At 63.8% G+C, this 19,012-nt stretch carries 18 protein-coding genes; 7 read left to right on the forward strand and 11 right to left on the reverse strand.

What is annotated here, in order from left to right:
* Nucleotides 1-41 precede the first annotated feature (41 nt).
* Nucleotides 42-1,322: a flavin-containing monooxygenase gene (locus OHD62_RS24915; protein WP_263788189.1), complete on the reverse strand. Its 1,281-nt coding sequence runs from the start codon at nucleotides 1,320-1,322 to the stop codon at nucleotides 42-44.
* Nucleotides 1,323-1,463: 141 nt separating this feature from the next.
* Entirely contained in the window at nucleotides 1,464-3,104 is a 1,641-nt protein-coding gene (locus OHD62_RS24920) for a helix-turn-helix transcriptional regulator (RefSeq protein WP_263788190.1), read from the reverse strand.
* Nucleotides 3,105-3,316: 212 nt separating this feature from the next.
* Here OHD62_RS24920 and OHD62_RS24925 point away from each other — a divergent pair, with 212 nt between their 5' ends.
* Nucleotides 3,317-5,629 carry a glucose/quinate/shikimate family membrane-bound PQQ-dependent dehydrogenase gene (locus OHD62_RS24925; protein ID WP_263788192.1) on the forward strand — a complete coding sequence of 771 codons (2,313 nt, stop codon included), beginning with the start codon at nucleotides 3,317-3,319 and terminating at the stop codon, nucleotides 5,627-5,629.
* Between the two features lie 27 nt (nucleotides 5,630-5,656).
* Here the strand turns inward: OHD62_RS24925 and OHD62_RS24930 are convergent, their stop codons facing one another.
* Nucleotides 5,657-6,091 carry a hypothetical protein gene (locus OHD62_RS24930; RefSeq protein ID WP_263788194.1) on the reverse strand — a complete coding sequence of 145 codons (435 nt, stop codon included), beginning with the start codon at nucleotides 6,089-6,091 and terminating at the stop codon, nucleotides 5,657-5,659.
* Nucleotides 6,092-6,099: 8 nt separating this feature from the next.
* Entirely contained in the window at nucleotides 6,100-6,249 is a 150-nt protein-coding gene (locus tag OHD62_RS24935) for a hypothetical protein (RefSeq protein ID WP_263788195.1), read from the reverse strand.
* A gap of 245 nt (nucleotides 6,250-6,494) precedes the next feature.
* Between OHD62_RS24935 and OHD62_RS24940 the strand changes: the two genes are divergently transcribed.
* Nucleotides 6,495-7,406, forward strand: coding sequence for a dienelactone hydrolase family protein (locus OHD62_RS24940; protein ID WP_263788197.1), 912 nt, complete (start codon nucleotides 6,495-6,497; stop codon nucleotides 7,404-7,406).
* 139 nt (nucleotides 7,407-7,545) lie between these two features.
* Here the strand turns inward: OHD62_RS24940 and OHD62_RS24945 are convergent, their stop codons facing one another.
* Entirely contained in the window at nucleotides 7,546-8,463 is a 918-nt protein-coding gene (locus OHD62_RS24945) for an EamA family transporter (RefSeq protein WP_263788199.1), read from the reverse strand.
* A gap of 41 nt (nucleotides 8,464-8,504) precedes the next feature.
* Here OHD62_RS24945 and OHD62_RS24950 point away from each other — a divergent pair, with 41 nt between their 5' ends.
* Entirely contained in the window at nucleotides 8,505-9,032 is a 528-nt protein-coding gene (locus tag OHD62_RS24950) for an Lrp/AsnC family transcriptional regulator (protein ID WP_263788556.1), read from the forward strand.
* Nucleotides 9,033-9,074: 42 nt separating this feature from the next.
* Here the strand turns inward: OHD62_RS24950 and OHD62_RS24955 are convergent, their stop codons facing one another.
* Entirely contained in the window at nucleotides 9,075-9,272 is a 198-nt protein-coding gene (locus OHD62_RS24955; RefSeq protein WP_008876617.1) for a hypothetical protein, read from the reverse strand.
* Nucleotides 9,273-9,525: 253 nt separating this feature from the next.
* Entirely contained in the window at nucleotides 9,526-10,011 is a 486-nt protein-coding gene (locus OHD62_RS24960; protein ID WP_263788209.1) for a thioesterase family protein, read from the reverse strand.
* A 105-nt stretch (nucleotides 10,012-10,116) separates the two neighbouring features.
* Between OHD62_RS24960 and OHD62_RS24965 the strand changes: the two genes are divergently transcribed.
* The 3 genes from OHD62_RS24965 (at nucleotide 10,117) to OHD62_RS24975 (ending at nucleotide 12,715) form a co-directional block, all read left to right on the forward strand.
* The gene (locus OHD62_RS24965; RefSeq protein WP_263788212.1) at nucleotides 10,117-11,535 is read left to right on the forward strand and encodes an FAD-binding oxidoreductase; all 1,419 of its coding nucleotides are present in this window, start codon (nucleotides 10,117-10,119) and stop codon (nucleotides 11,533-11,535) included.
* Between the two features lie 5 nt (nucleotides 11,536-11,540).
* Entirely contained in the window at nucleotides 11,541-12,098 is a 558-nt protein-coding gene (locus tag OHD62_RS24970; RefSeq protein ID WP_263788213.1) for a hypothetical protein, read from the forward strand.
* 95 nt (nucleotides 12,099-12,193) lie between these two features.
* On the forward strand, nucleotides 12,194-12,715 hold the full coding sequence (locus OHD62_RS24975; protein ID WP_263788215.1) for a hypothetical protein: 522 nt from the start codon (nucleotides 12,194-12,196) through the stop codon (nucleotides 12,713-12,715).
* On the opposite strand, the gene OHD62_RS24980 is transcribed toward OHD62_RS24975, so the two are convergent.
* On the reverse strand, nucleotides 12,712-13,686 hold the full coding sequence (locus OHD62_RS24980; protein ID WP_263788216.1) for a Dyp-type peroxidase: 975 nt from the start codon (nucleotides 13,684-13,686) through the stop codon (nucleotides 12,712-12,714). The genes OHD62_RS24975 and OHD62_RS24980 overlap by 4 nt on opposite strands.
* Before the next feature lie 209 nt (nucleotides 13,687-13,895).
* Between OHD62_RS24980 and OHD62_RS24985 the strand changes: the two genes are divergently transcribed.
* On the forward strand, nucleotides 13,896-17,888 hold the full coding sequence (locus tag OHD62_RS24985; RefSeq protein ID WP_263788218.1) for an AsmA family protein: 3,993 nt from the start codon (nucleotides 13,896-13,898) through the stop codon (nucleotides 17,886-17,888).
* Between the two features lie 6 nt (nucleotides 17,889-17,894).
* Here OHD62_RS24985 and OHD62_RS24990 read toward each other — a convergent pair whose 3' ends face one another.
* From OHD62_RS24990 to OHD62_RS25000, 3 genes are read right to left on the reverse strand one after another with little or no spacing between them, the layout of a single operon-like run.
* On the reverse strand, nucleotides 17,895-18,125 hold the full coding sequence (locus OHD62_RS24990; protein ID WP_263788220.1) for a ribbon-helix-helix domain-containing protein: 231 nt from the start codon (nucleotides 18,123-18,125) through the stop codon (nucleotides 17,895-17,897).
* Nucleotides 18,126-18,136: 11 nt separating this feature from the next.
* Complete coding sequence (locus OHD62_RS24995) at nucleotides 18,137-18,382, reverse strand: DUF4169 family protein (RefSeq protein WP_263788222.1); 246 nt, start codon at nucleotides 18,380-18,382, stop codon at nucleotides 18,137-18,139.
* Between the two features lie 18 nt (nucleotides 18,383-18,400).
* Nucleotides 18,401-18,934 (reverse strand): SspB family protein, encoded by a 534-nt coding sequence (locus OHD62_RS25000; RefSeq protein ID WP_263788225.1) that lies wholly within the window; start codon nucleotides 18,932-18,934, stop codon nucleotides 18,401-18,403.
* Nucleotides 18,935-19,012 lie beyond the last annotated feature (78 nt).

Here is a 19,012-nt window from a genome sequence, read left to right on the forward strand (position 1 = left end):
CCCGGCGCCCGACAATCCGGCCAAAAGCGCTCTCGCGAGTGTTAGCGGGCCGCTGCCCGCATCCGCTCGCCGATCTTGTCGGCGACATAGCCGGCGTCGCGTGCCGCACCATGGATCATGGTGGAGGAGGTTGAGTGCTGGAAATGCAGGCCGCAGACATAGAGGCCGGGCTCGTCCTCCACGGTGCCGCGATACTGCTGCACCCGGCCGGTTTCGTCGAAGATCGGCAGTTTGATCCAATCCAGCCCGGCCCGGAAACCGGTGCACCAGATGATGTTCGAGACATCGAGGACCTGGCCATCGTCGAGCAGCGGTTTGCCATCGCTAACGCCGGCAACGCGGGGGAGGCGGCGGACGCCGGCAGTTTCCAAATCCTGAGGCTTGACCCGGATCAGCGGCAGGCCATGCGCCAGCTGCCCAGGCTTGGCCTTGCGGCCCATTGGTGTGTCGACCGTGAGCAATCGATGGAAAACGATGCGGAAGACGATCGGGAGCACCAGACGCATGGCAAAATAGCCATTGTAGGCGACCGGGATGTTGCCCGGATGCCGTCCGGCCAGCCAGACCTGGTGCGTGCCTGCCAGATCCATGGCGATTTCCGCGCCGGAATTGCTGGCGCCGACCAGCAGCACACTGCCCGCGTTGAGCTGTGAGGGGTTCTTGTAAGCGACCGAGTGGAGTTGCCGGATCGAGGGATCGAGCGATGCCGCGAAATCCGGGATTTTCGGCTTCTGGTAGCTTGAGGCCGCGGCCACGACATGATTGGCGACGTAACGGGTCCGGCCTGATGTGACGATGTAGCGGTCGCCGGAACGGGTTACCTCGTCGACCTTGACGCCGGTGCGCACCGGCAGAGAGAATTTCCTCGCATAGGCCTCGAGATAATCGGCCATCTCGTCCTTGGTCGGGAAGGAATAGCGGGCGGCGGGGAAGGGCATGCCGGCCAGTCCGTCAAAGCGCGCCGGCGTGAACAGGCGCAGCGAATCCCAACGCGAACGCCAGATGTCGCCGACGCGTTCTCGCGCCTCCAGGATGACGAACTTCACGCCCTTGCGGGCGAGGTGATAGCCGACGGAAAGGCCATTCTGTCCGGCGCCGATGACGACGACATCGACATATTCTTCCCTGAGCGCGGACCGCTTTTCATCACCTGATGGCGCCTTGCCCGCTGCTTGCAATGCGCCGGCCTCCAGTTGCATGAACGCCGCTCCCTGTTCCAGCAACGCGCCGGCGCGCACCCTGGTCTCGCCGATGCCGACGCCATGGCGGCCGTATGGTTTCATTGCGTGGTTTGAAGTCGGGCGGGTCGAAGTCGGGTTCATGATCGCTCCATGCGGTTTCGTCAGCCATGGAGCAAAAAATAACGATCCGGCACGGCGCCGCTTCGGTGAGATACCTCACGGCAGAAAAGAAACGGCATGGGGACTTTCCCCCATGCCCCACGCGATCTTAGGATCGTCGTGTCAGAGCAGGCCGTTCTGGAAGGCGTAGGCTGTGGCGGCGGTGCGCGAGTTGACCGCCAGCTTGTCGAAGATGTTGCTGAGATGCCGGTCGACGGTCTTTTCGCTGAGACCGAGCTCAGTCGCGATCAGCCTGTTTGTCTTGCCGGTGGCGACAAGACCGAGGACTTCGATCTCGCGCCGCGTCAGGCCATGCGAGGATGAAGCGGCCGGCCGCATCAACAGGTTGACGCGGGCGAGGTCGGGTGCCGCGCCAAGCGCGGTGAAAACCGATCTGGCGACCTCGAATTCCAGTTCTGCGCCATCTTCGTCGCCAAGCATGCGGCAGGCCTGACCGGTCAGCACGTGCAGACGCGCCTCGAGATAGGGAGCGCCGGCGCGCTGCCAGGTCGTCAGCGCGGCACGGAAATGGCCGAGCGCCGCCGCGGCATCGCCCCCATCCATCTCGATTTCGCCTCTAGCCTGCGAGGCCATCGCGGCCAGGATCTCGGTGGCGAAGCGGCCGGCGATCGCCTCCAGTTCCGCGTAGGCTTCGCGCGCTTCGTCGATGGCGCCTGCGGCGATCATGATCTCGACCAGCGCCGGCAGCAGGCGGGCACGGCCAAGCGGAGCCTTGGTCGTGCCAAGCACGCGGCGAATGGTTGCCGCCGCCTGTTCAGCCCGGCCCCGCATGAGGCGCAACAGCGCCATACCAGGTTGCGGCTCTATCCCGAGCCGGCTGGCGGCGCGGTAGAGGTCTTCGGCGGCGGCGAATTCACCACGCAGCCGATGGATTTCCGCCTCCTGATAGGCTGCCCCGGCTGCCGCCTCGTTGCTCGTGGTGTGGGCCAACGACAGCGTCGCGCGCCTGGCCTCGGCGATGGACTCCTGCCAGGCGCCGTTCAATTCCATGATCTCGGCCCGATGCAACAGGCAGACGCCGTTGAACTGAACGAGCTGCGGCTGCGCCCCGCACCAGTTCGACAGCGCTTCGGTCCATTCGCGCGAACGACCGAATGCATAGACTTGCCGGCACGCGGCAATGAGGTTGCAATAGATGAGGCCGGTGACGATGGGCGAGAGCTTGCCGTCTGCGGCCGGCAGCATGGCTTCGTCGAGCAGGGCGATGCCTTCCTCGACCCGGCCCTGCCGAACCAGCGCGCGCCCGAGATAGCATCTGGCGAAGGCGATCAGATCGATGTCGCAACAGCGTTCGCCGATCGCCAGCGCCTGCCTCGCCAGCGCTTCTGATGCCGGATCGTTGCCGCTCATGATTTCTTTTTGCGCCGCCACCAACATCAAATAGCCATGCGCCGCGCACTCGCGGCCGAAGCCATCAGCCAGGCGCTGCGCCTGCTGGATACAGGCGGTTGCGTGGCCTTCCTCGCCTAACGCCAGAAGCCTGAAGCCACGGAAGAATGCCCAATACGCCGCCTGGTCGTCACGGCCCGCTTCGATATGCATGTTGAAAAGGCGCTCGCCGGCGGCGAAGATGTCCTGATCGCGGTCCAGCATGCCCGCCGACCAGAGCAGCCGTTCCAGGTCTTCCACGCCCAGAGACGCGATCTCGTCCGTTGCCGTCAGAAGCGCGAAGGCATCCGCCCATGCCCGCTGCGCGTAGGCGTGGCGGGCCTTTTCGAGCAACGAGGCGGCATCGGCTTTCATGGGCAGAGCATAGCATTGCCTGATAGCGGGCAGAAGAATGGCGAATGCCGGGCCCCTGTCATTTCAACGTGAGCGGCAGCTGATTTGACACCGCGTGCAGGCCAGCGGAAAACTGCGGCGGCGAGATGAAACAGAATCAATAGCGGGCTACGGTTCCATTTCGTAACGGCGGTCTTCGGCCGTTCGCCTGCTGCGCTTGAAGGAGTGTCGTTATGGCAACCGTCCTCACCTCCCTCATCCTTCTCCTCATCGGTCTGGCGCTTGGAGTCGGTGGCATCTGGCTCGCGATGCTGGGCGGCAGTTGGTACTATGTCATAACAGGTCTCGCTTTCCTCATCGCTGCCTGGCTGCTGTACAGGCGCAAGTCCCTGGCGCTGTGGCTTTATGCGGCGATCGTGATCGGCACGCTTTGCTGGGCGGTCTGGGAGATCGGCTTCGACTGGTGGGAGCTTGGCCCGCGCGGCGGCGTCATCGTGCTTGTGGCGCTGTGGCTGCTGACACCTTGGGCGCGGCGGGGCCTCACCGGCCCGGACGGCCGGGCGCCGCTGATTCTGGCCGTGCTGGCCTCGCTTGCGGTTGCCGGCTATTCGATGACGGCCGATCCGAAGGATATCGCCGGCGAACTCAGCGCCGACAAGGTGACGCCGACCGCCGACCTGGGCAGCGATGTGCCTGCCGGCGAATGGCACTATTACGGCCGCACACAGTACGGCCAGCGTTATTCGCCGCTCGACCAGATCACTCCGGACAATGTGGCGAAGCTGCAGCCGGCCTGGACCTATCGCACCGGCGATGTGAAAGGGCCCGACGACATCGGCGAGACGACCTATCAGGTGACGCCGCTGAAGGTCGGCGATACGCTCTACATCTGCACGCCGCACAATTTCGCCATCGCCATCGACGCCGCGACCGGCACGGAGAAATGGCGCTACGATCCACAGATCAAGCTGGACAAGGATCGCCAGCACCAGACCTGCCGCGGCGTGTCCTATCATGCCGACGCCAAGATCGCCGCCGGCCAGCCTTGCGCGACCCGCGTCTATCTGCCGACATCCGATGCGCGGCTGATTGCGCTCGACGCGGCGAACGGGCAGGTTTGTCCGGCCTTCGCCGAGGGCGGCACGCTGAACCTGATGGCCAACATGCCCTTTCCGAAGTCGGGTTATTACTATTCGACCTCGGCGCCATTGATATCAGGCGGCAAGATCATCGTCGGCGGCGCGGTCAACGACAATTATTCGACCGAGGAGCCGTCCGGCGTCATCCGCGCCTTCGACGTCGATACCGGCGCCCTGGTGTGGAACTGGGATTCGGGCAATCCGGACCAGACGACGCCGTTGGCAGAGGGCCAGACCTACACCCACAACTCGCCCAACATGTGGTCGACGGCGAGCGCCGACGAGAAGCTCGGCCTGCTCTATGTGCCGCTCGGCAACCAGACGCCGGACCAGCTCGGCGCCGGGCGCAGCGCCAATGTCGAGAAATTCTCCTCCTCGATCACCGCGCTCGACCTCAACACCGGGCAACTGCGCTGGGTGCGCCAGACCGTGCATCACGACCTCTGGGACATGGACGTTCCGGCGCAACCGACGCTGATCGACATCACCACGGCCAGTGGTGTTGTTCCAGCGCTGGTCGGGCCGACCAAGCAGGGCGACCTCTACGTGCTCGACCGGCGCAGCGGCGAGCCGATCATTCCAGTCAACGAGGTTCCGGCGCCAGGCGGTGCGATCGAGGGTGATCATACATCGCCGACGCAGCCGGTCTCCGATCTCACCTTCATGCCGAAGCCGCTGACCGGCGCCGACATGTGGGGCATCACCATGTTCGACCAGCTGGCCTGCCGGATCGAATTCCAGGGCCTGCGTTATGAGGGCCGCTATACGCCGCCCTCCGTGCAGGGTTCGCTGATCTATCCCGGCAATTTCGGCACCTTCAACTGGGGCGGCGTCGCCGTCGATCCCGTCCGCCAGGTGATGTTCGGCATGCCGACCTATCTGGCGTTCAAGTCGCAGCTCATTCCGCGCGACCAGGTGCCGCCGCCGGATGAAGGGCGCGGCAGCGAGCAGGGCCTCAACCGCAACGAAGGCGCGCCCTACGCGGTGGTGATGGGGCCGTTCCTGTCGCCGCTCGGGGTGCCTTGCCAGGCGCCGCCCTGGGGCTATGTGGCGGGTGCCGATCTCAGGACCGGCAAGATCGCCTACAAGCACCGTAACGGCACCGTCTACGACATGACGCCGCTGCCGCTGCCGTTCAAGGTTGGCGTGCCGGGCATTGGCGGACCGATGATCACCGCCGGCGGCGTCGCCTTCCTGGGAGCGGCGGTCGACGACTATCTGCGCGCCTATGACCTGACCTCGGGCAAGCAGCTCTGGCAGGCCAGGCTGCCAGCCGGCGGGCAATCGACACCAATGACCTATACTGTCGCCGACGGGCGGCAGTTCGTGGTCATCGTCGCCGGCGGCCATGGCTCGGTCGGCACCAAGCCGGGCGACTATGTGATGGCCTACACGCTGCCGAAATAGGCGGCAGCGCGAGGCGGGTCCGTTGAGCTAGCCGAGCCCGAGATGGCCTCTAAGGCTGGGCACGGAGCCAAGCACCTCGTTGGTCAGGTCCGGGCCAGCCGCTGCTTCGGCCTGCTGGATCAGCGTCATGCCGGCCTGGCGGATTTGCGCCATGTCGAGGCCCGACGCGTTGAGCGCGGCGACACCGTTGACCAGCGCGCCGGTCTTTTCGCCGAGAACGCCGCCGAGCGCGCCCTGCAGCGACGACAGGAGGCCGCCGCCGCCGGCCGGAGCGGTGGCCATGACGTCGTATTTCTGGGCCAGGCCATCGGCTCCCGGAATCTTGGCGAAGAAGCTGGAGACGCTTGTGCCTTCCGCTTCATGCTCGAGCACCGAGAAAATTGTGCCGACGACCTTTTCCGTCACTGCCTGGTCGAGGCCAGCTTTTTGCGAGACGGTATTGACGATGTCCTGGGCGTCCATAACCTGCCTCAGCCCCGGGTTTTCGTGTTTGCAGGCCGGCGCCGGTTGCTGCGGACCTTGACCATCGATCGGCTGGCGAAAGCGGCGGAACGCAGCGCCAGCAGGGCGGCGGCAGCAAGCACGAATGCGCCTGCCAGGATCGGAGTGGGGGAGGTCATGGGCATTGTTCCTTCTTGTCGGAGCCGGCCCTTGTCAGAGCCAGCCGGGCGGGGCAGGTGAGCCACCGCCAGCAGTTTCCCCTCATATTGTGGCAGGACCACCAAGATTGTCGGAAATGACCAAAATGTGATTGGAGCCGATCCTTCGCCTTATGGCTTTCGCCGTGCCACTCGTCCGTGACTGGACCATGCACGTTCCGACCCTATCTTGCGCAGCGAGATCATCCCGAAGCGAGGAGCACGCCATGACGAAGTCCGCCGCCAGTCCCGAAAGAGCCAGGGCTGCCAAACCGATCATCACCCAGGCCATGATCGACGCCTATGACGAATACACGCATCTGACGCTCGACCGCCGCCGCTTCATGGAGCAATTGACCAGGCTTGCCGGATCGGGCGCGGCAGCGGCCACGATCGCGCCGCTGCTGGCGGCGAATGCGGCCCAGGCAGCGATCGTAGCCGAGGACGATCCGCGGGTGACGGGCGAGGACATCACTTTCCCGGGCAGCGGCGGCGAGATGAAAGGGTATCTGGTCAAGCCGGCCGGCCAGTCCGGCAAGCTCGGCACCGTCATCGTCGTGCATGAGAACAGGGGGCTCAACCCGCATATACGCGACGTGGCGCGTCGCATCGCGCTGGAAGGGTTCGTGGCGCTGGCGCCGGACTTCCTGTCGCCGCTCGGCGGCACGCCGGTCGATGAAGACAAGGCGCGTGACATGTTTTCCAAGCTCGACCCGGCGCAGATCGTAGCCAATGGAGTCGCCGCGGTCGCCTTCCTCAAGGGATACCAGGACGGCAATGGCAAAGTCGGTGCGGTTGGCTTTTGCTGGGGCGGCGGTACCGTCAACATGCTGGCGGTCAATGCGCCTGACCTCGCCGCCGGCGTCGCCTACTACGGCATGCAGCCGAAGGCCGAGGATGTGCCCAAGATCAAGGCGGCGCTGCTTCTGCACTATGCCGGGCTCGACACGCGCATCAATGCCGGCATCGACGCCTTCAAGAAGGAACTCGGCGCGGCCCATGTCGAATACACTGTCTATGTCTATGAGGGCGCCAACCATGCCTTCAACAACGACACGTCGGCAGCCCGCTACGACAAGCAGGCGGCCGATCTTGCCTGGGGCCGGACGGTTAGCTTCCTCAGGGAAAAGCTGGCTTAAGGTGTGTTGGTATTCAGGTGAGGCCGGTCTGCAAACGATGGCTTCCTGCGCTTCCGGTGCTCACGTACTTAAGTACGCTCCGCTCCGGTTCTCGGAAGTCACCGTTTTCGACTCGGCCTGACCCGAATCTCAACACACCTTAAATAGTGGATTGCTCCGGCGCCGGTTTGTGAAAGGCGACGCCGGCGACCACCAGCGCGATACCGAGGCAGTCAGTGAGGCTCGGTATCTGGTGCAGGACAACGACGCCGATAAGCGTCGCAGTGACCGGCAGCAGCGACAGCATCAACGCGAAGCTCGATCGCGGCAGACGCGACATGGCAAGCTGGTCGCAGATATAGGGGATGACCGACGAGCAGATGCCGACGCCGATGGCGGCGATGAGCAGCGGCGGCGCCGAGAAGGCCGGCAGCGCATCGGTGAAGCCGACCGGCAGCACGATGAGGAAGGCGACCGCCATGGCGGCGCCCAGGCCGGCGATGCCATCGCCGGCGCCGGCGCGGGCAACGCGATGGCCGAGCACGATGTAGCCGACGAACAGCGCGCCGTTGAGAATGGCCCAGAACAGGCCGACCGGATCGCTCGACCATTTCACATCAATCAAAAGCAAGGTGCCGGTGACAGCGACGGCAAGGGCCGCGAGATTGCGCGGGCTTCTGAGGCCGACGAGCGCGACGCCGATAGTGCCGACGAATTCGATCGCCGCGACCAGCGAGATCGGCAAGCGGTCGAGCGCCAGATAGAAGGAGCAGTTCATGATGCCGAGGCAGGCGCCGAAGGCCAGAAGCAGCAATCTCGTCGAGCGGTCGGCGTGGGCAAAGACCGTCCACGGCAGGGTCATTGGCGCAAAGACAAGGGCGGCGCTGGCGATGCGCAGCCACGCCATGCCGAGCACGCCGACATGCGGGAAGAGCAGCACTGCGAAGGCCGGCCCGAGATAGTGGAACACGGCGCTGACGCCAAACCAGACATGCGGTGGCAGCGCGCTCGCCAGGTTCGCAAGGGCCGGGCCGGCGAGAGCGGGGCTTGCGGCGGGTGCTTGCACTCGGTCTTTCATAAGATCATTATCGCAAGGAGTTTTTCCGGTTTATATGGATGATGACCGGGCAGAACGATCAATGTCTTTCCGAGCCTAAGGAGTTCTCGCTGAAACGCCTTCGAAACGAAAATACCGAGCTGGATGCCGCGGATCTGAAAATCCTGCGCCTGCTGGAAAAGGATGCGCGCGCCAGTACGGCTGAACTCGCTCGTGCGGTCGGCCTGTCGGCGCCGAGCGTGGCCGAGCGCATCAGGCGTCTGCAGGAGAGCGGCGCGATCGAAGCCTATACGGTCAGGATCAATCCGTCAGCGCTCGGCATGAAGCTGTCGGCATGGCTGCGGATCAGGCCGGTGCCGGGTCAATTGGCTGTCGTTGCCGAGATCATCCGCGACCTGCCGGAAATCGCGCAATGCGACCGGGTGACCGGCGAGGACTGTTTCATCGCGCTGGCGCATGTCGGCTCGGTAGCCGAGCTCGAACGGGTGATCGACCGGATCATCCCGCATGCGATGACCAATACCGCGATCATCCAGTCGTCGCCGGTGATGGCGCGCTCACCGCTGGGGGCGCTCAAACGTCCGGCTTGATACTCAGGAAAGGGACAGCGCTGGCCTCGGAGTGACTTACAGTCAGGCGTGGCCGCGTTTCGAGCGCGCCTGTTTCAGGATGGCGCGCCAGCGGATCATGGCGAAGGGGATCGGCTCGTTGTTGTTGGCAATGTGGAAGATCTCATTGTTGAGATTCTTCAGCGAGCGCCAGAAATCATAGTCGCTGATGCGCGGGTCGGCCGCCAGCCTGTCCGCCTCGACCTTGATGTCGGTTTTCATGCTCGTTCCCCGAACCGCTTCCGCCCAGCCGCCCGTATCGCAACTCGATAGGGACGGTTTTCAACCGCCGCGCTGAGTCGTTCAACGACTCAATTCGGCTTGTTCACGTTAAAACCTAGGTAAGGTTAACGGCGGCCGGCCGCGGGTCAAGTCATCTTGCGGGCTAGTGCCAATTGCTTACCGGGCGTAGTGGCTTTGGGGTAACAGTATGAATGAAAACAAGAACTTAAGTCGGTTTCCGTAAAGAGCCTCTTCAGGCACGGCGCGCCTTGATGCCGATCGAACGGCCGGCGCGCTCCGGCATTGGCAGCGCGGCATGGGCGGCGCGCATGGCCTCGATCCTGGCCAGCACATCGGCCGGGAAGGGCGCCACTTTCGGCCCGGACATGTCGACATGCAGCGACAGTGATTCGGAAGTGGCGGCGAGCCAGCCGTCGACATGGCGGATTTCCTGGTAGGCCCTGAGCCGCTTTTCGTCATGATCGAGAAGCTGGAAGGAGACGGTGACCTTGTGGTCGAGGTGCAATTCCTGGACGTAACAGACATGCACTTCCGCCGTGTAGATGGTGAGGCGGCGGTCCTTGGCGTAGTTCGGCCCCATCCCCATCATCTCGAAGGCGTCGTCCGAGCAACGGTCGAACAGCACGTTGTAATAGGCCATGTTGAGATGGCCGTTGTAGTCGATCCAGTCCTTCTCGATGTCCATGGGCTGGGAAACGAAAGGGGCGGGGATCGGCATCGAAACTTCCTTGTTCTGGTGCTGGACAGGGTGTGGTTGGGAAGACTAGGCATCATCCTTAAATGCATGACAAGCGTGGACGCTGGTCCATTCGCGGAGGAATTCATGGCTCTGAGCGACCTCAACCCGGTTGAACGCAACGAGGAGGGCATCGCTGCCGTGCTCGGCATCCTCAAGCAGCGGCTGGGCGAGCGGTTCCAGACCGGCCAGGCGATTCGCGCTCAGCACGCGCATACCACCACCTATATCCCGACGCAGGCGCCGGACGGTGTGGCGTTTCCCGAGACCACGGCGGAGGTACAGGAGATCGTATGGGCCTGCGCGGCGCACCGCGTGCCGGTGATCGCCTTCGGCGTCGGCTCTTCGCTCGAGGGCCATACCAATGCGCCGGGCGGCGGCATCTCGGTCGATACCTCGCGGATGAACCGCATTCTGGCGGTCAATCCGCAGGATCTCGACTGCACCGTCGAGCCCGGCGTGACGCGCGAGGATCTCAACCGGCATCTGCGCGATACCGGACTGTTCTTCCCGATCGATCCGGGCGCCAATGCCTCGCTGGGCGGCATGGCGGCGACGCGGGCGTCGGGCACCAATGCGGTGCGCTACGGCACGATGCGCGAGAATGTGTTGTCGCTGACGGCGGTGATGGCGAACGGACAGGTGGTGACGACGGGAAAACGCGCGAAAAAGAGCGCGGCCGGCTATGATTTGACGCGGCTCTTGATCGGCTCGGAAGGCACGCTCGGCATCATCACCTCGCTGACCCTGAAGCTGCAGGGCATTCCGCAGGCGATATCCGGCGGCGTCTGCCCATTTCCCAGCGTCGAGGCGGCCTGCAACGCGGTGATCGCGACGATCCAGATGGGCATTCCAGTGGCCCGCATCGAACTGGTCAATGCGTTGCAAATGCGGGCCATGAAGAACTATTCAAAGCTCGACTATCCGGAAAGCCCATGCCTGTTCCTCGAATTCCATGGTAGTGACGCCAGCGTTGCCGAACAGGCCGAGACCTTCGGCGCGATCGCCGAGGACTATGGCGGCGGCCCGTTCCTGTGGACCAGCGTCGCCGAGGAGCGGACGAAACTGTGGAAGGCCAGGCACGACGCCTATTGGTCGTCGCTGACGCTCAGGCCCGGCGCCAAGGGCCTGTCGACCGACGTGTGCGTGCCCATCTCGCGCTTTGCCGAATGCGTCATCCAAACCGAAGCCGACATTGCCGAGATGGGGCTGATCGCGACGATTGTCGGTCATGCCGGCGACGGCAATTTCCATGTGCTGGTGCTGATGGACGCGGATGATCCGAAGGAAATCGCGCTGACGGAAGAATTCGTGGCGCGGCTCAACATGCGGGCGATCGGCATGGACGGGACGTGCACCGGCGAGCACGGCATCGGGCAGGGCAAGGTCGGCTTCCTGCGCCACGAACTCGGCCATGGCGTCGACATCATGCGCACGATCAAGCAGGCGCTTGATCCGCTCAACATCATGAATCCGGGCAAGATCCTGCCGGGCGCGGGGAAGTAAGGGGTATGGCCGCCCTTGAGACACTTCTGCAATCGAGGGTGCCACCGTCATCCGCCGGTGCACCGTTGCCTCACGTCTTTGCGGATGAAGGCAAGCTGCTCATCGCCTACCTCGCCAACAGGCCGGAGCCGTCATTCGATGGCACGAATCCGCGTTCGGTTTCGCCGGCAACGGACAACACCTCCATCGCAATCCTGACGGCGGATCCTTATCTGGCACTGCAATTCGGCCCGCCGAATGACGAAGCCATCAACGGGCATCGGCTTTATGGGCTCGGGTTGAAGCCATATTCCGCGTTCGAAGTTTTCAACTCGTCCTGGATCGCTTCTCTGGAAAGGGCAAACCGGGTTCACCCATCCCATACCCCTGAGCTGTTTTCAGGCTATCGCCATTTCATCCTGACCTTTCAAGATTCGACGCTGGAATTCATCGCTAAGAGTTTCTCGACTAGTGTTCGCGAGGGAGCGGTGTTGAGCGCACTGATGGAGAGCGTTGGCCATTCTGTTCCAGCGCATCATGTCAAACCAACTGGATTTTTCACACGGCTTTTGGGACGCGGTTGATCGCCGAGACTTCCCTGTGTCTTGATCGCACCGCCGTTTGGTCGCAGACTTCGGCCCAGGGACGAAGCGGTCTTCACCAACGGAGGAGCGGTGTCATGGCGATGTCACGCAAGGAAGAGGCTCGGGCATTGAGCGCCGACGAACACGGGCTGGTCGAGAAATCGCACCATCCGGCGGTGCAGGGTCTTGCCGACGCCGAGCTTACCGGCCTGGTCAAGCTGTTGCGGGAGCGGCGCGACAAGGCGCAGGGCGAGGCGCATCGCCGCCGCCGCGAGATACGCGGCAAAGGCGCGCCAAAAGGTGCCGTCGCCTCAAAGGCCGATGGCGGCTCGCAGCTGAAGCTCGAGGTTTTGGCGATGGCCATGCGGCGGCTGAATGGCGAGGCCGAACGCCGCCGCCAGCTGGCGGCGCGGATCTCGCTGGTCGAGAATGCGCGCAAGGCGCTCGCCATGAAGCAAGGCGCCGGCGCGGACGGCCCCGAGTTCAACACACGCACCGCGCACAAAGGCATGCGGGCAGTAGTGAACCAGAGGGCGCCGAAACTGGTTCGGCCGATGGAACTTGGCCGGCAGCGCAAGGCGGCCAAAGTCGCGCAGGCTAAGCGCGACGCACGCTAAGGTTTCTCCTGCGCTCCCTGGACAAGTGTCTGCAGCATGGGGCGGGTTGGGACGAAGAATGTCGTGCCGGTATGCGGCGTGGAGACATCGAGCAGCCGGTCGTAGGCACCCGGCGGGTCGCCGACATACATTCGCTGCAGCATCTTCTCGATCACCCAGAGATAGCGGGAATAGCCGATAAAGTAGGTTCCGAACTCGTTTTGCCCCGGCCGGCCGAAAGGCATGTTGTCGCGCAAGATGTCATATTCGTTGCCATCGGCATCCTCGATGGTGGCAAGCGACTTGTGCGACTTGCGCGGCGCGTCGTCATCATCGATCTCGATATTGTCGATCTTGGTGCGGCCGATGATCTCTTCCTGGAGAGGTGTTGGAATTCGCGCCCACGCGGCAAGATCGTGCAAATACTTCTGAACGACGACATAGCTGCCGCCGGCGAAGTCGGCGTCCTCGTCGCCGATAAGCGCGGAGGCAGGCAGATCGAGGCCGGTCGGGTTGGCCGTGCCATCGACGAAGCCGAGCAGGTCACGCGCATCGAAATAGCGGAAGCCCGAGACTTCGTCGACAACAGTTACCTGGCCGCCGAGGCTGTCGAGCAGAATCCGCTCGAACTCAAAGCACATGTCGGGGCGTTCGGACCGGATGTGGAAGAGAAGGTCGCCCGGTGTTGACGGGGCCGAATGAACCGCCCCCTTGATCGCCGCGAACGGTCTCAACTCCAGCGGCCGCCGGTGCGGAGAGAGACGATCCCAGATGTCGCGGCCGATCCCGGCAATGCACGACAGCCGGCCGGAAAGGTCGCGGAAGCCGACCGTCTTGACGAGATCGTCGAGTCCGCCGAGCACCGAGGCGACCCTGGCGAGAGCGGTCGGTTCATTGGCGACGGTGACAACAAGAAACACCGCCGAAAGCGACAGCGGGGCGTCGACGCTCTGCGCATCGATCGGCACCCGGTCCCAATTCTTCCCCGACATGCGAAGGTCTCCGCTTTTATTTCAGATGATCGCAAACCGAAGAACAGGGGGAACAGAGGCGGGCCTGCTAAAACAGGATATCTCGACCGCCGGGGAGCAGGCAACAGCGGATGGCGTTGCCTGATCCCGACGACACAACCGAATTGCCTCTTTATCGACACGCTGATGCGGGTAGAGTGCGGCTGATTTCAATCGACGCTTGGGGATTGATGCTCGCACGCCTGTTCGTGATCTTCGGTGGCCTTTTCGTGCTGGTGCTGTGCGCGGCGCTGGTGGTGCCGCATTTTATCGACTGGACGAGCTACCGTGCCGATTTCGAGCGCGAGGCGAGCGCCATCCTGGGCCGCAAGGTAACCGTTCAGGGCGATGCAACGGCGAGGCTGCTGCCGTTTCCCTCGGTGACCTTTTCGAACGTCACCGTCGCCGGCGGCGCCGGCGGTCAGCCGGCAATGACCGTCGAGACCTTTTCGATGGATGCGGAGCTGGCGCCATTCCTGAGCGGCGAGGTGCTGATCTTCGACATGCGGCTGGTCAGGCCGAAGGCGACGATCGACATTGCCGCTGATGGAACCGTCGACTGGGCGATGCGGCCGTCGTCGCCCTTCGATCCCGGTCAGGTCTCGATCGAGAAGCTGACGATAACCGAGGGGCAAATCGCGCTCAGCCATGCCGCTGGAGGGCGCAGCCATCTCATTTCCGAGATCAATTCGACGATCTCGGCCAGGTCGCTGGCCGGGCCATGGCGATTGGATGGGTCAATGCGGCTCGACGGTCTGCGCACCAAGATCGCCGCCTCCACCGGCAAGGCCGGCGCGAATGGGGAGATGCGGCTCAAGCTCAGGGCCAATCCGGATGCCTATCCGCTGGTCATCGAGACCGACGGCAATGCCGGCATCGTCGCGGGCGCTGCGGTCTATTCGGGCCAATTCAAGATCTCGGGCGCCGACAAGAATGTCGCTAACAAGAGTGGCGCCGACCAGAATTCAGCCGAGTTGCGCGGAACCGATGGCGAGACGGTAAAGGTCAGCGCTGGTAAGCCGGATCCGGGGTTCAGGCTGAACGGCAAGTTCTCGCTCGATCACCAGAAGCTCGGCGTCGACGAATTCCGCTTCGAGACCGGGCCGCTCGACAATCCCTACACCGCCGACGGCAAGGCTTCGGTCGATCTCGGCCTGAAACCGAGTTTTGCGATCGAGGCCGACGGCGCTCAGGTGCAGTTCGATGAAGCCGTGGGCGCCCAAGCCGGCGCCGGCTTTACACTGGATCAGCGTATTGCCCGGCTGGAGCAGGCACTTCTCGGCCTGCCGAAACCGACCATACCGGGCACCGTCGAGGTGAAGCTGCCGGCGGTGGTCGCCGGCGACACGACGGTTCGCGACGTGCGCCTTTCCGCCGAGCCGACCGATGGCGGCTGGTCGGTGAAGTCACTGGCCGCGACGCTCCCAGGCCGCGCCAGGCTGGAAGCAAACGGACTGCTCAGCGTCGAGGATCGTTTCGGCTTCACCGGTTCGCTGCTTCTGGCCGTGGCGCAGCCTTCCGGCTTTGCCGCCTGGCTGTCGAAGGATGTCGATGAGGCAATCCGCCGGCTGCCGGCTGCCGGTTTCAAGGCGAATGTCGACCTGACCGAGAAGCGCCAGGCTTTCAGCGACCTCGAACTCGTCCTCGGCAAGGCGAAGTTTTCCGGCCGTATCGATTCCAGCCAGCCCGACGACGCCAAGCCGTCGGTGCTGATGCGGCTCGAAGGTGGTGAACTCGATGTCGACGGCCTTGCCGCCTTTGCCTCGATCTTCATCAGCGACAAGGGCGCCAACCGGTTTTCCGACCGCGATCTCGATTTCCAGATCAAGGCAGGACCGGTCAGCGCCGGCGGGCTGACGGCCGATACGGTCGATACCGCATTGAGGTTGCGTGACGGATTGCTCGAAATCGACCGGCTTTCAGTCGGTGGACTTGCCGGCGCCTCGATCAGCGCCACCGGCCGGGTGAAGGATTTTCCGCAGAGCCCGACCGGCAAGCTTGACGCATCGATAGTTGCCGTCGACCTCAAGCCGTTGATCGACGTGGCGGCGCAGCATTATCCGGACAATGCTATGCTCGCAGGGCTGAAGACCCGTGTGGCGGCCTATCCCGAGCTGTTCCAGGATGCGCGCGTCGATCTGGTGTCGAGTGCCGCCGACAATGGCGACGGCACGACGGGGCTGGCGGTCAGCGCGCAGGGCAAGGCCGGCGGCTCGGCCTTCTCGGCATCGCTGTCCGGCAAGGGCGCGGCCGACCGGCTGCTCGAGTCGCCGGCAACGCTGACCTTCAATGCCAGGAATTCCGACGCGACAGCACTTCTGGCGCTTTATGGCCTGCCGGCGCTGCCGCTCGGCATGCTCGGCGAGGCGACAACCGATGTCTCGGCCAGGGGCACGTTTGGCGGCGGCATGGCGACGAGCTTCAGCCTCACCGGCAACGACTTCAAGGCCGGGTTCGACGGAACGGTGGCCGAGACGCCGCAAGGCCCGACTGCCAAGGGCAAGGTCAGTCTCGAGGCCACCGACATCGAACCATGGCTGATGACGACCGGCATCGGCATGCCAGGCATGGGGGCAGGCATGTCGACCTCGCTTGCGGCCGATGCTGACTATGGCAACGGCCTCCTGGTGCTGAGCGGTCTCAGCGGCGCCATCAACGAGGCGGCGGTTTCCGGCGACGTCAATGTCGACATCAAGGATGGATTGCCGCATCTTGCCGGTGCTCTGGCGCTCGACGAACTGGATCTCGATCCTATGGCGGTGATGCTGTTCGGCGACCAGGCCTTTCTCGACACAAACGGAACCTGGCCGACCGCGCCTTTCAGCCAGAAATCCAGCCTGCCGTTCATCGCGGACCTCGACCTGACCACGGCTGCGCTGGCTGCCGGTCCGCTTGCTACGGCCTATGACGCGACGCTGTCTTTGAAGCTCGACCAGGAAGGCATCCGGGTGTCGGACCTCAAGGCAAAACTCTTTGGGGGAACGCTTGCCGGACTGTTCGAGCTGAAGAACAATGAGGGTACCGGGCTTTTTTCCGGCCAGCTGAAGCTTGCCGGCACCGATCTGGCCACCGTGATACCAGAGGCCGGCATCAGCGGAAACGGCGATTTCTCGACGGCGCTTTCGACCAGCGGCAAATCGGTCGACGCGATGATCGCGGCGCTGTCCGGTTCTGGCACTGCATCGCTGAAGGGCCTGGCCATTGCCGGCGTCAATCCCAATGCCTTTGGCGCTTTCATCGCCAAGGCTGATGCGATCGGGCGCGACATCGATGCGGCCAAGACCGCCGGCTTCGCGCCGCAGATTGCCGCGGACGGCAGTTTTCCGGCTGGAAATACGGACATCGCCTTCACCATTGCTGGCGGCACGTTAAGGGCGCCGCCGATCAATCTCGACAATCCGGAGGCGAGTTTGTCCGCCGACATCACTGCGGATTTGAATGCCAGCGCGGTCGCCGCCAATGGCTCGATCACCTATCGGCCGGGCGACGAGGCACTGGTCGGTTCTGAACCGATCCTGAATTTCAGTGTCGACGGGCCTTTCGGCGCTCCAAAACGGCAATTCGACAGCGAGCCGCTGGCGCAATTCCTGACCCAGCGCGCACTGGAAAAAGAGCAGCAGCGGGTCGAGGCGATGCAGGCGGCACTGCTTGAGAAACAGCGGCTGCGGCGCGAGGTGCGTTATTACGCGGCCCTGCAGAGCGAACGCGACAGGGCAGCCGAGGAATTACGCAAGCAGGAGGAAGCGGCGCGGTTGCAAGCCGAGGCTGATGCCAAGGCGAAGGCTGAAGCCGAGGCACAAGCCCGGGCCGAAGCGGAAGCCAAGGCCAAAGCGGACGCCGAAGCGAAGGCCAAAGCGGACGCCGAGGCAAAGGCAAAGGCAGAAGAGGAAGCGCGGGCAAGGGCCAAGGCCGAAGCTGAAGCCGAGGCCGATCGAAGGGCCGCCGAGGCAGCCAAGAAGGCACAAGCCGAAGAGGAAGAGCGCCAGAAAGCGGAGGAGGCGATGCGGACCGCCTCCGAGGAAAAAGCCAAGCTCGACGCCGAACGCAAAGCCGCGGCAGAGGCGCCGAAGCTGGAGCGCACACCGCAACCGCCAGCCAATGACAATCCGCCGCCGACTGAGGCCACGCCAAAGCTCAAGCCGTCGTCGATCGACAATTTGCTGAAATCGTTGGATGGCGGATAGCCAGATCTACGAAGAACCCTTCGCGCCCCGCTTGGCCCAGTCCAGGACGTAGAGTCTGAGCGCCGACGACAGGTTGGCGTCGCGCGGCCGGCTTTCATCGATCTCGGCAACCAGCGCTGCAAGCGTCAGTTTTCGTTCAGCCGCAATAGCGACGAGATCGTCGTAAAAGGGCTTTTCGAGGGAATAGCTGGTGCGATGGCCGCGAATGGTCACCGAGCGTTTTTCGACCGGGCTCATTTCACTTCACTTCAGGCATCGGATTCATCCGAAAACCGCTGCGCACTTTTCGGTCCGATGCTCCGGTCGTCCGGTTCGCCGGGCTTTTCGCGGCGATGGCCTGCAACGAACTTTTCGCTCTTGTCGGCGGTCAGCCGGTCACGCTCGCGGTCGGTCTTGGAGCGGCCGTGCAGCGCCCGGTTCTGCTCGGCCAGGCGTTCCTTTTCCGCGCGCGCCTTCTGCTTGCGGGCATGGCGGAGATTGACAATGTCGGCCATCTCGCGCGGCCCGTCGGGCTACTTCTTGCGGAAGGCGTCGAGGGACACCACGTCGGCGCCCTTGGCCGCCGCGTCGGCCGCGGCAGGTTTCTTTTCGGCCTCGGTGGCCTTCTTCTTGGTTTCCGGCTTCTTCTCGGCGACGATGGCCAGCGTCTCGGAAGGCTGGGTGGCCGGTTCGTCCTCGGCCGAGGTTTCCGTCTTCACGTCGAATTCCAGCTCGAAATTGACGGATGGGTCGTAAAAGCCGCGCACGGCCGAGAACGGGATTTCCAGCTTTTCCGGCACGTCGGAGAAGGACAGCCCGACCTCGAAGCCGGTGTCGGTGACCTTCAGATCCCAATACTGGAACTGGATGACGATGGTCATCTGTTCGGGATAGCGCTCGCGCAGCCGCGAAGACACGCGCACGCCCGGCGCGCCGGTCAGGAATGTGATGAAGAAATGATGGTTGCCGGGGAGGCCGGTGCGCGCGACCTCGGCCAGGACTTTGCGCATGACGCCGCGCAACGCCTCCTGGGCCAGAATGTCGTAGCGGATGTGGTCGTCGGCCATATGCCAGTCAGGTTCCGTTGAATCGTCCGCATAGCTGTAATCAAGCTTGAGGGCGGCGTAAACCGGATATAGAGGCCG

Origin of the sequence: Mesorhizobium sp. YC-39, assembly GCF_025753795.1 — a bacterium.
Lineage (GTDB): Bacteria > Pseudomonadota > Alphaproteobacteria > Rhizobiales > Rhizobiaceae > Mesorhizobium.

Coding starts and splice junctions, on each gene's coding strand:
- OHD62_RS24915 (WP_263788189.1), bottom strand. CDS start 1,322: ATGAACCCGACTTCGACCCGCCCGACTTCAAACCACGCAATGAAACCA.
- OHD62_RS24920 (WP_263788190.1), bottom strand. CDS start 3,104: ATGAAAGCCGATGCCGCCTCGTTGCTCGAAAAGGCCCGCCACGCCTAC.
- OHD62_RS24925 (WP_263788192.1), top strand. CDS start 3,317: ATGGCAACCGTCCTCACCTCCCTCATCCTTCTCCTCATCGGTCTGGCG.
- OHD62_RS24930 (WP_263788194.1), bottom strand. CDS start 6,091: ATGGACGCCCAGGACATCGTCAATACCGTCTCGCAAAAAGCTGGCCTC.
- OHD62_RS24935 (WP_263788195.1), bottom strand. CDS start 6,249: ATGACCTCCCCCACTCCGATCCTGGCAGGCGCATTCGTGCTTGCTGCC.
- OHD62_RS24940 (WP_263788197.1), top strand. CDS start 6,495: ATGACGAAGTCCGCCGCCAGTCCCGAAAGAGCCAGGGCTGCCAAACCG.
- OHD62_RS24945 (WP_263788199.1), bottom strand. CDS start 8,463: ATGAAAGACCGAGTGCAAGCACCCGCCGCAAGCCCCGCTCTCGCCGGC.
- OHD62_RS24950 (WP_263788556.1), top strand. CDS start 8,505: ATGACCGGGCAGAACGATCAATGTCTTTCCGAGCCTAAGGAGTTCTCG.
- OHD62_RS24955 (WP_008876617.1), bottom strand. CDS start 9,272: ATGAAAACCGACATCAAGGTCGAGGCGGACAGGCTGGCGGCCGACCCG.
- OHD62_RS24960 (WP_263788209.1), bottom strand. CDS start 10,011: ATGCCGATCCCCGCCCCTTTCGTTTCCCAGCCCATGGACATCGAGAAG.
- OHD62_RS24965 (WP_263788212.1), top strand. CDS start 10,117: ATGGCTCTGAGCGACCTCAACCCGGTTGAACGCAACGAGGAGGGCATC.
- OHD62_RS24970 (WP_263788213.1), top strand. CDS start 11,541: ATGGCCGCCCTTGAGACACTTCTGCAATCGAGGGTGCCACCGTCATCC.
- OHD62_RS24975 (WP_263788215.1), top strand. CDS start 12,194: ATGGCGATGTCACGCAAGGAAGAGGCTCGGGCATTGAGCGCCGACGAA.
- OHD62_RS24980 (WP_263788216.1), bottom strand. CDS start 13,686: ATGTCGGGGAAGAATTGGGACCGGGTGCCGATCGATGCGCAGAGCGTC.
- OHD62_RS24985 (WP_263788218.1), top strand. CDS start 13,896: ATGCTCGCACGCCTGTTCGTGATCTTCGGTGGCCTTTTCGTGCTGGTG.
- OHD62_RS24990 (WP_263788220.1), bottom strand. CDS start 18,125: ATGAGCCCGGTCGAAAAACGCTCGGTGACCATTCGCGGCCATCGCACC.
- OHD62_RS24995 (WP_263788222.1), bottom strand. CDS start 18,382: ATGGCCGACATTGTCAATCTCCGCCATGCCCGCAAGCAGAAGGCGCGC.
- OHD62_RS25000 (WP_263788225.1), bottom strand. CDS start 18,934: ATGGCCGACGACCACATCCGCTACGACATTCTGGCCCAGGAGGCGTTG.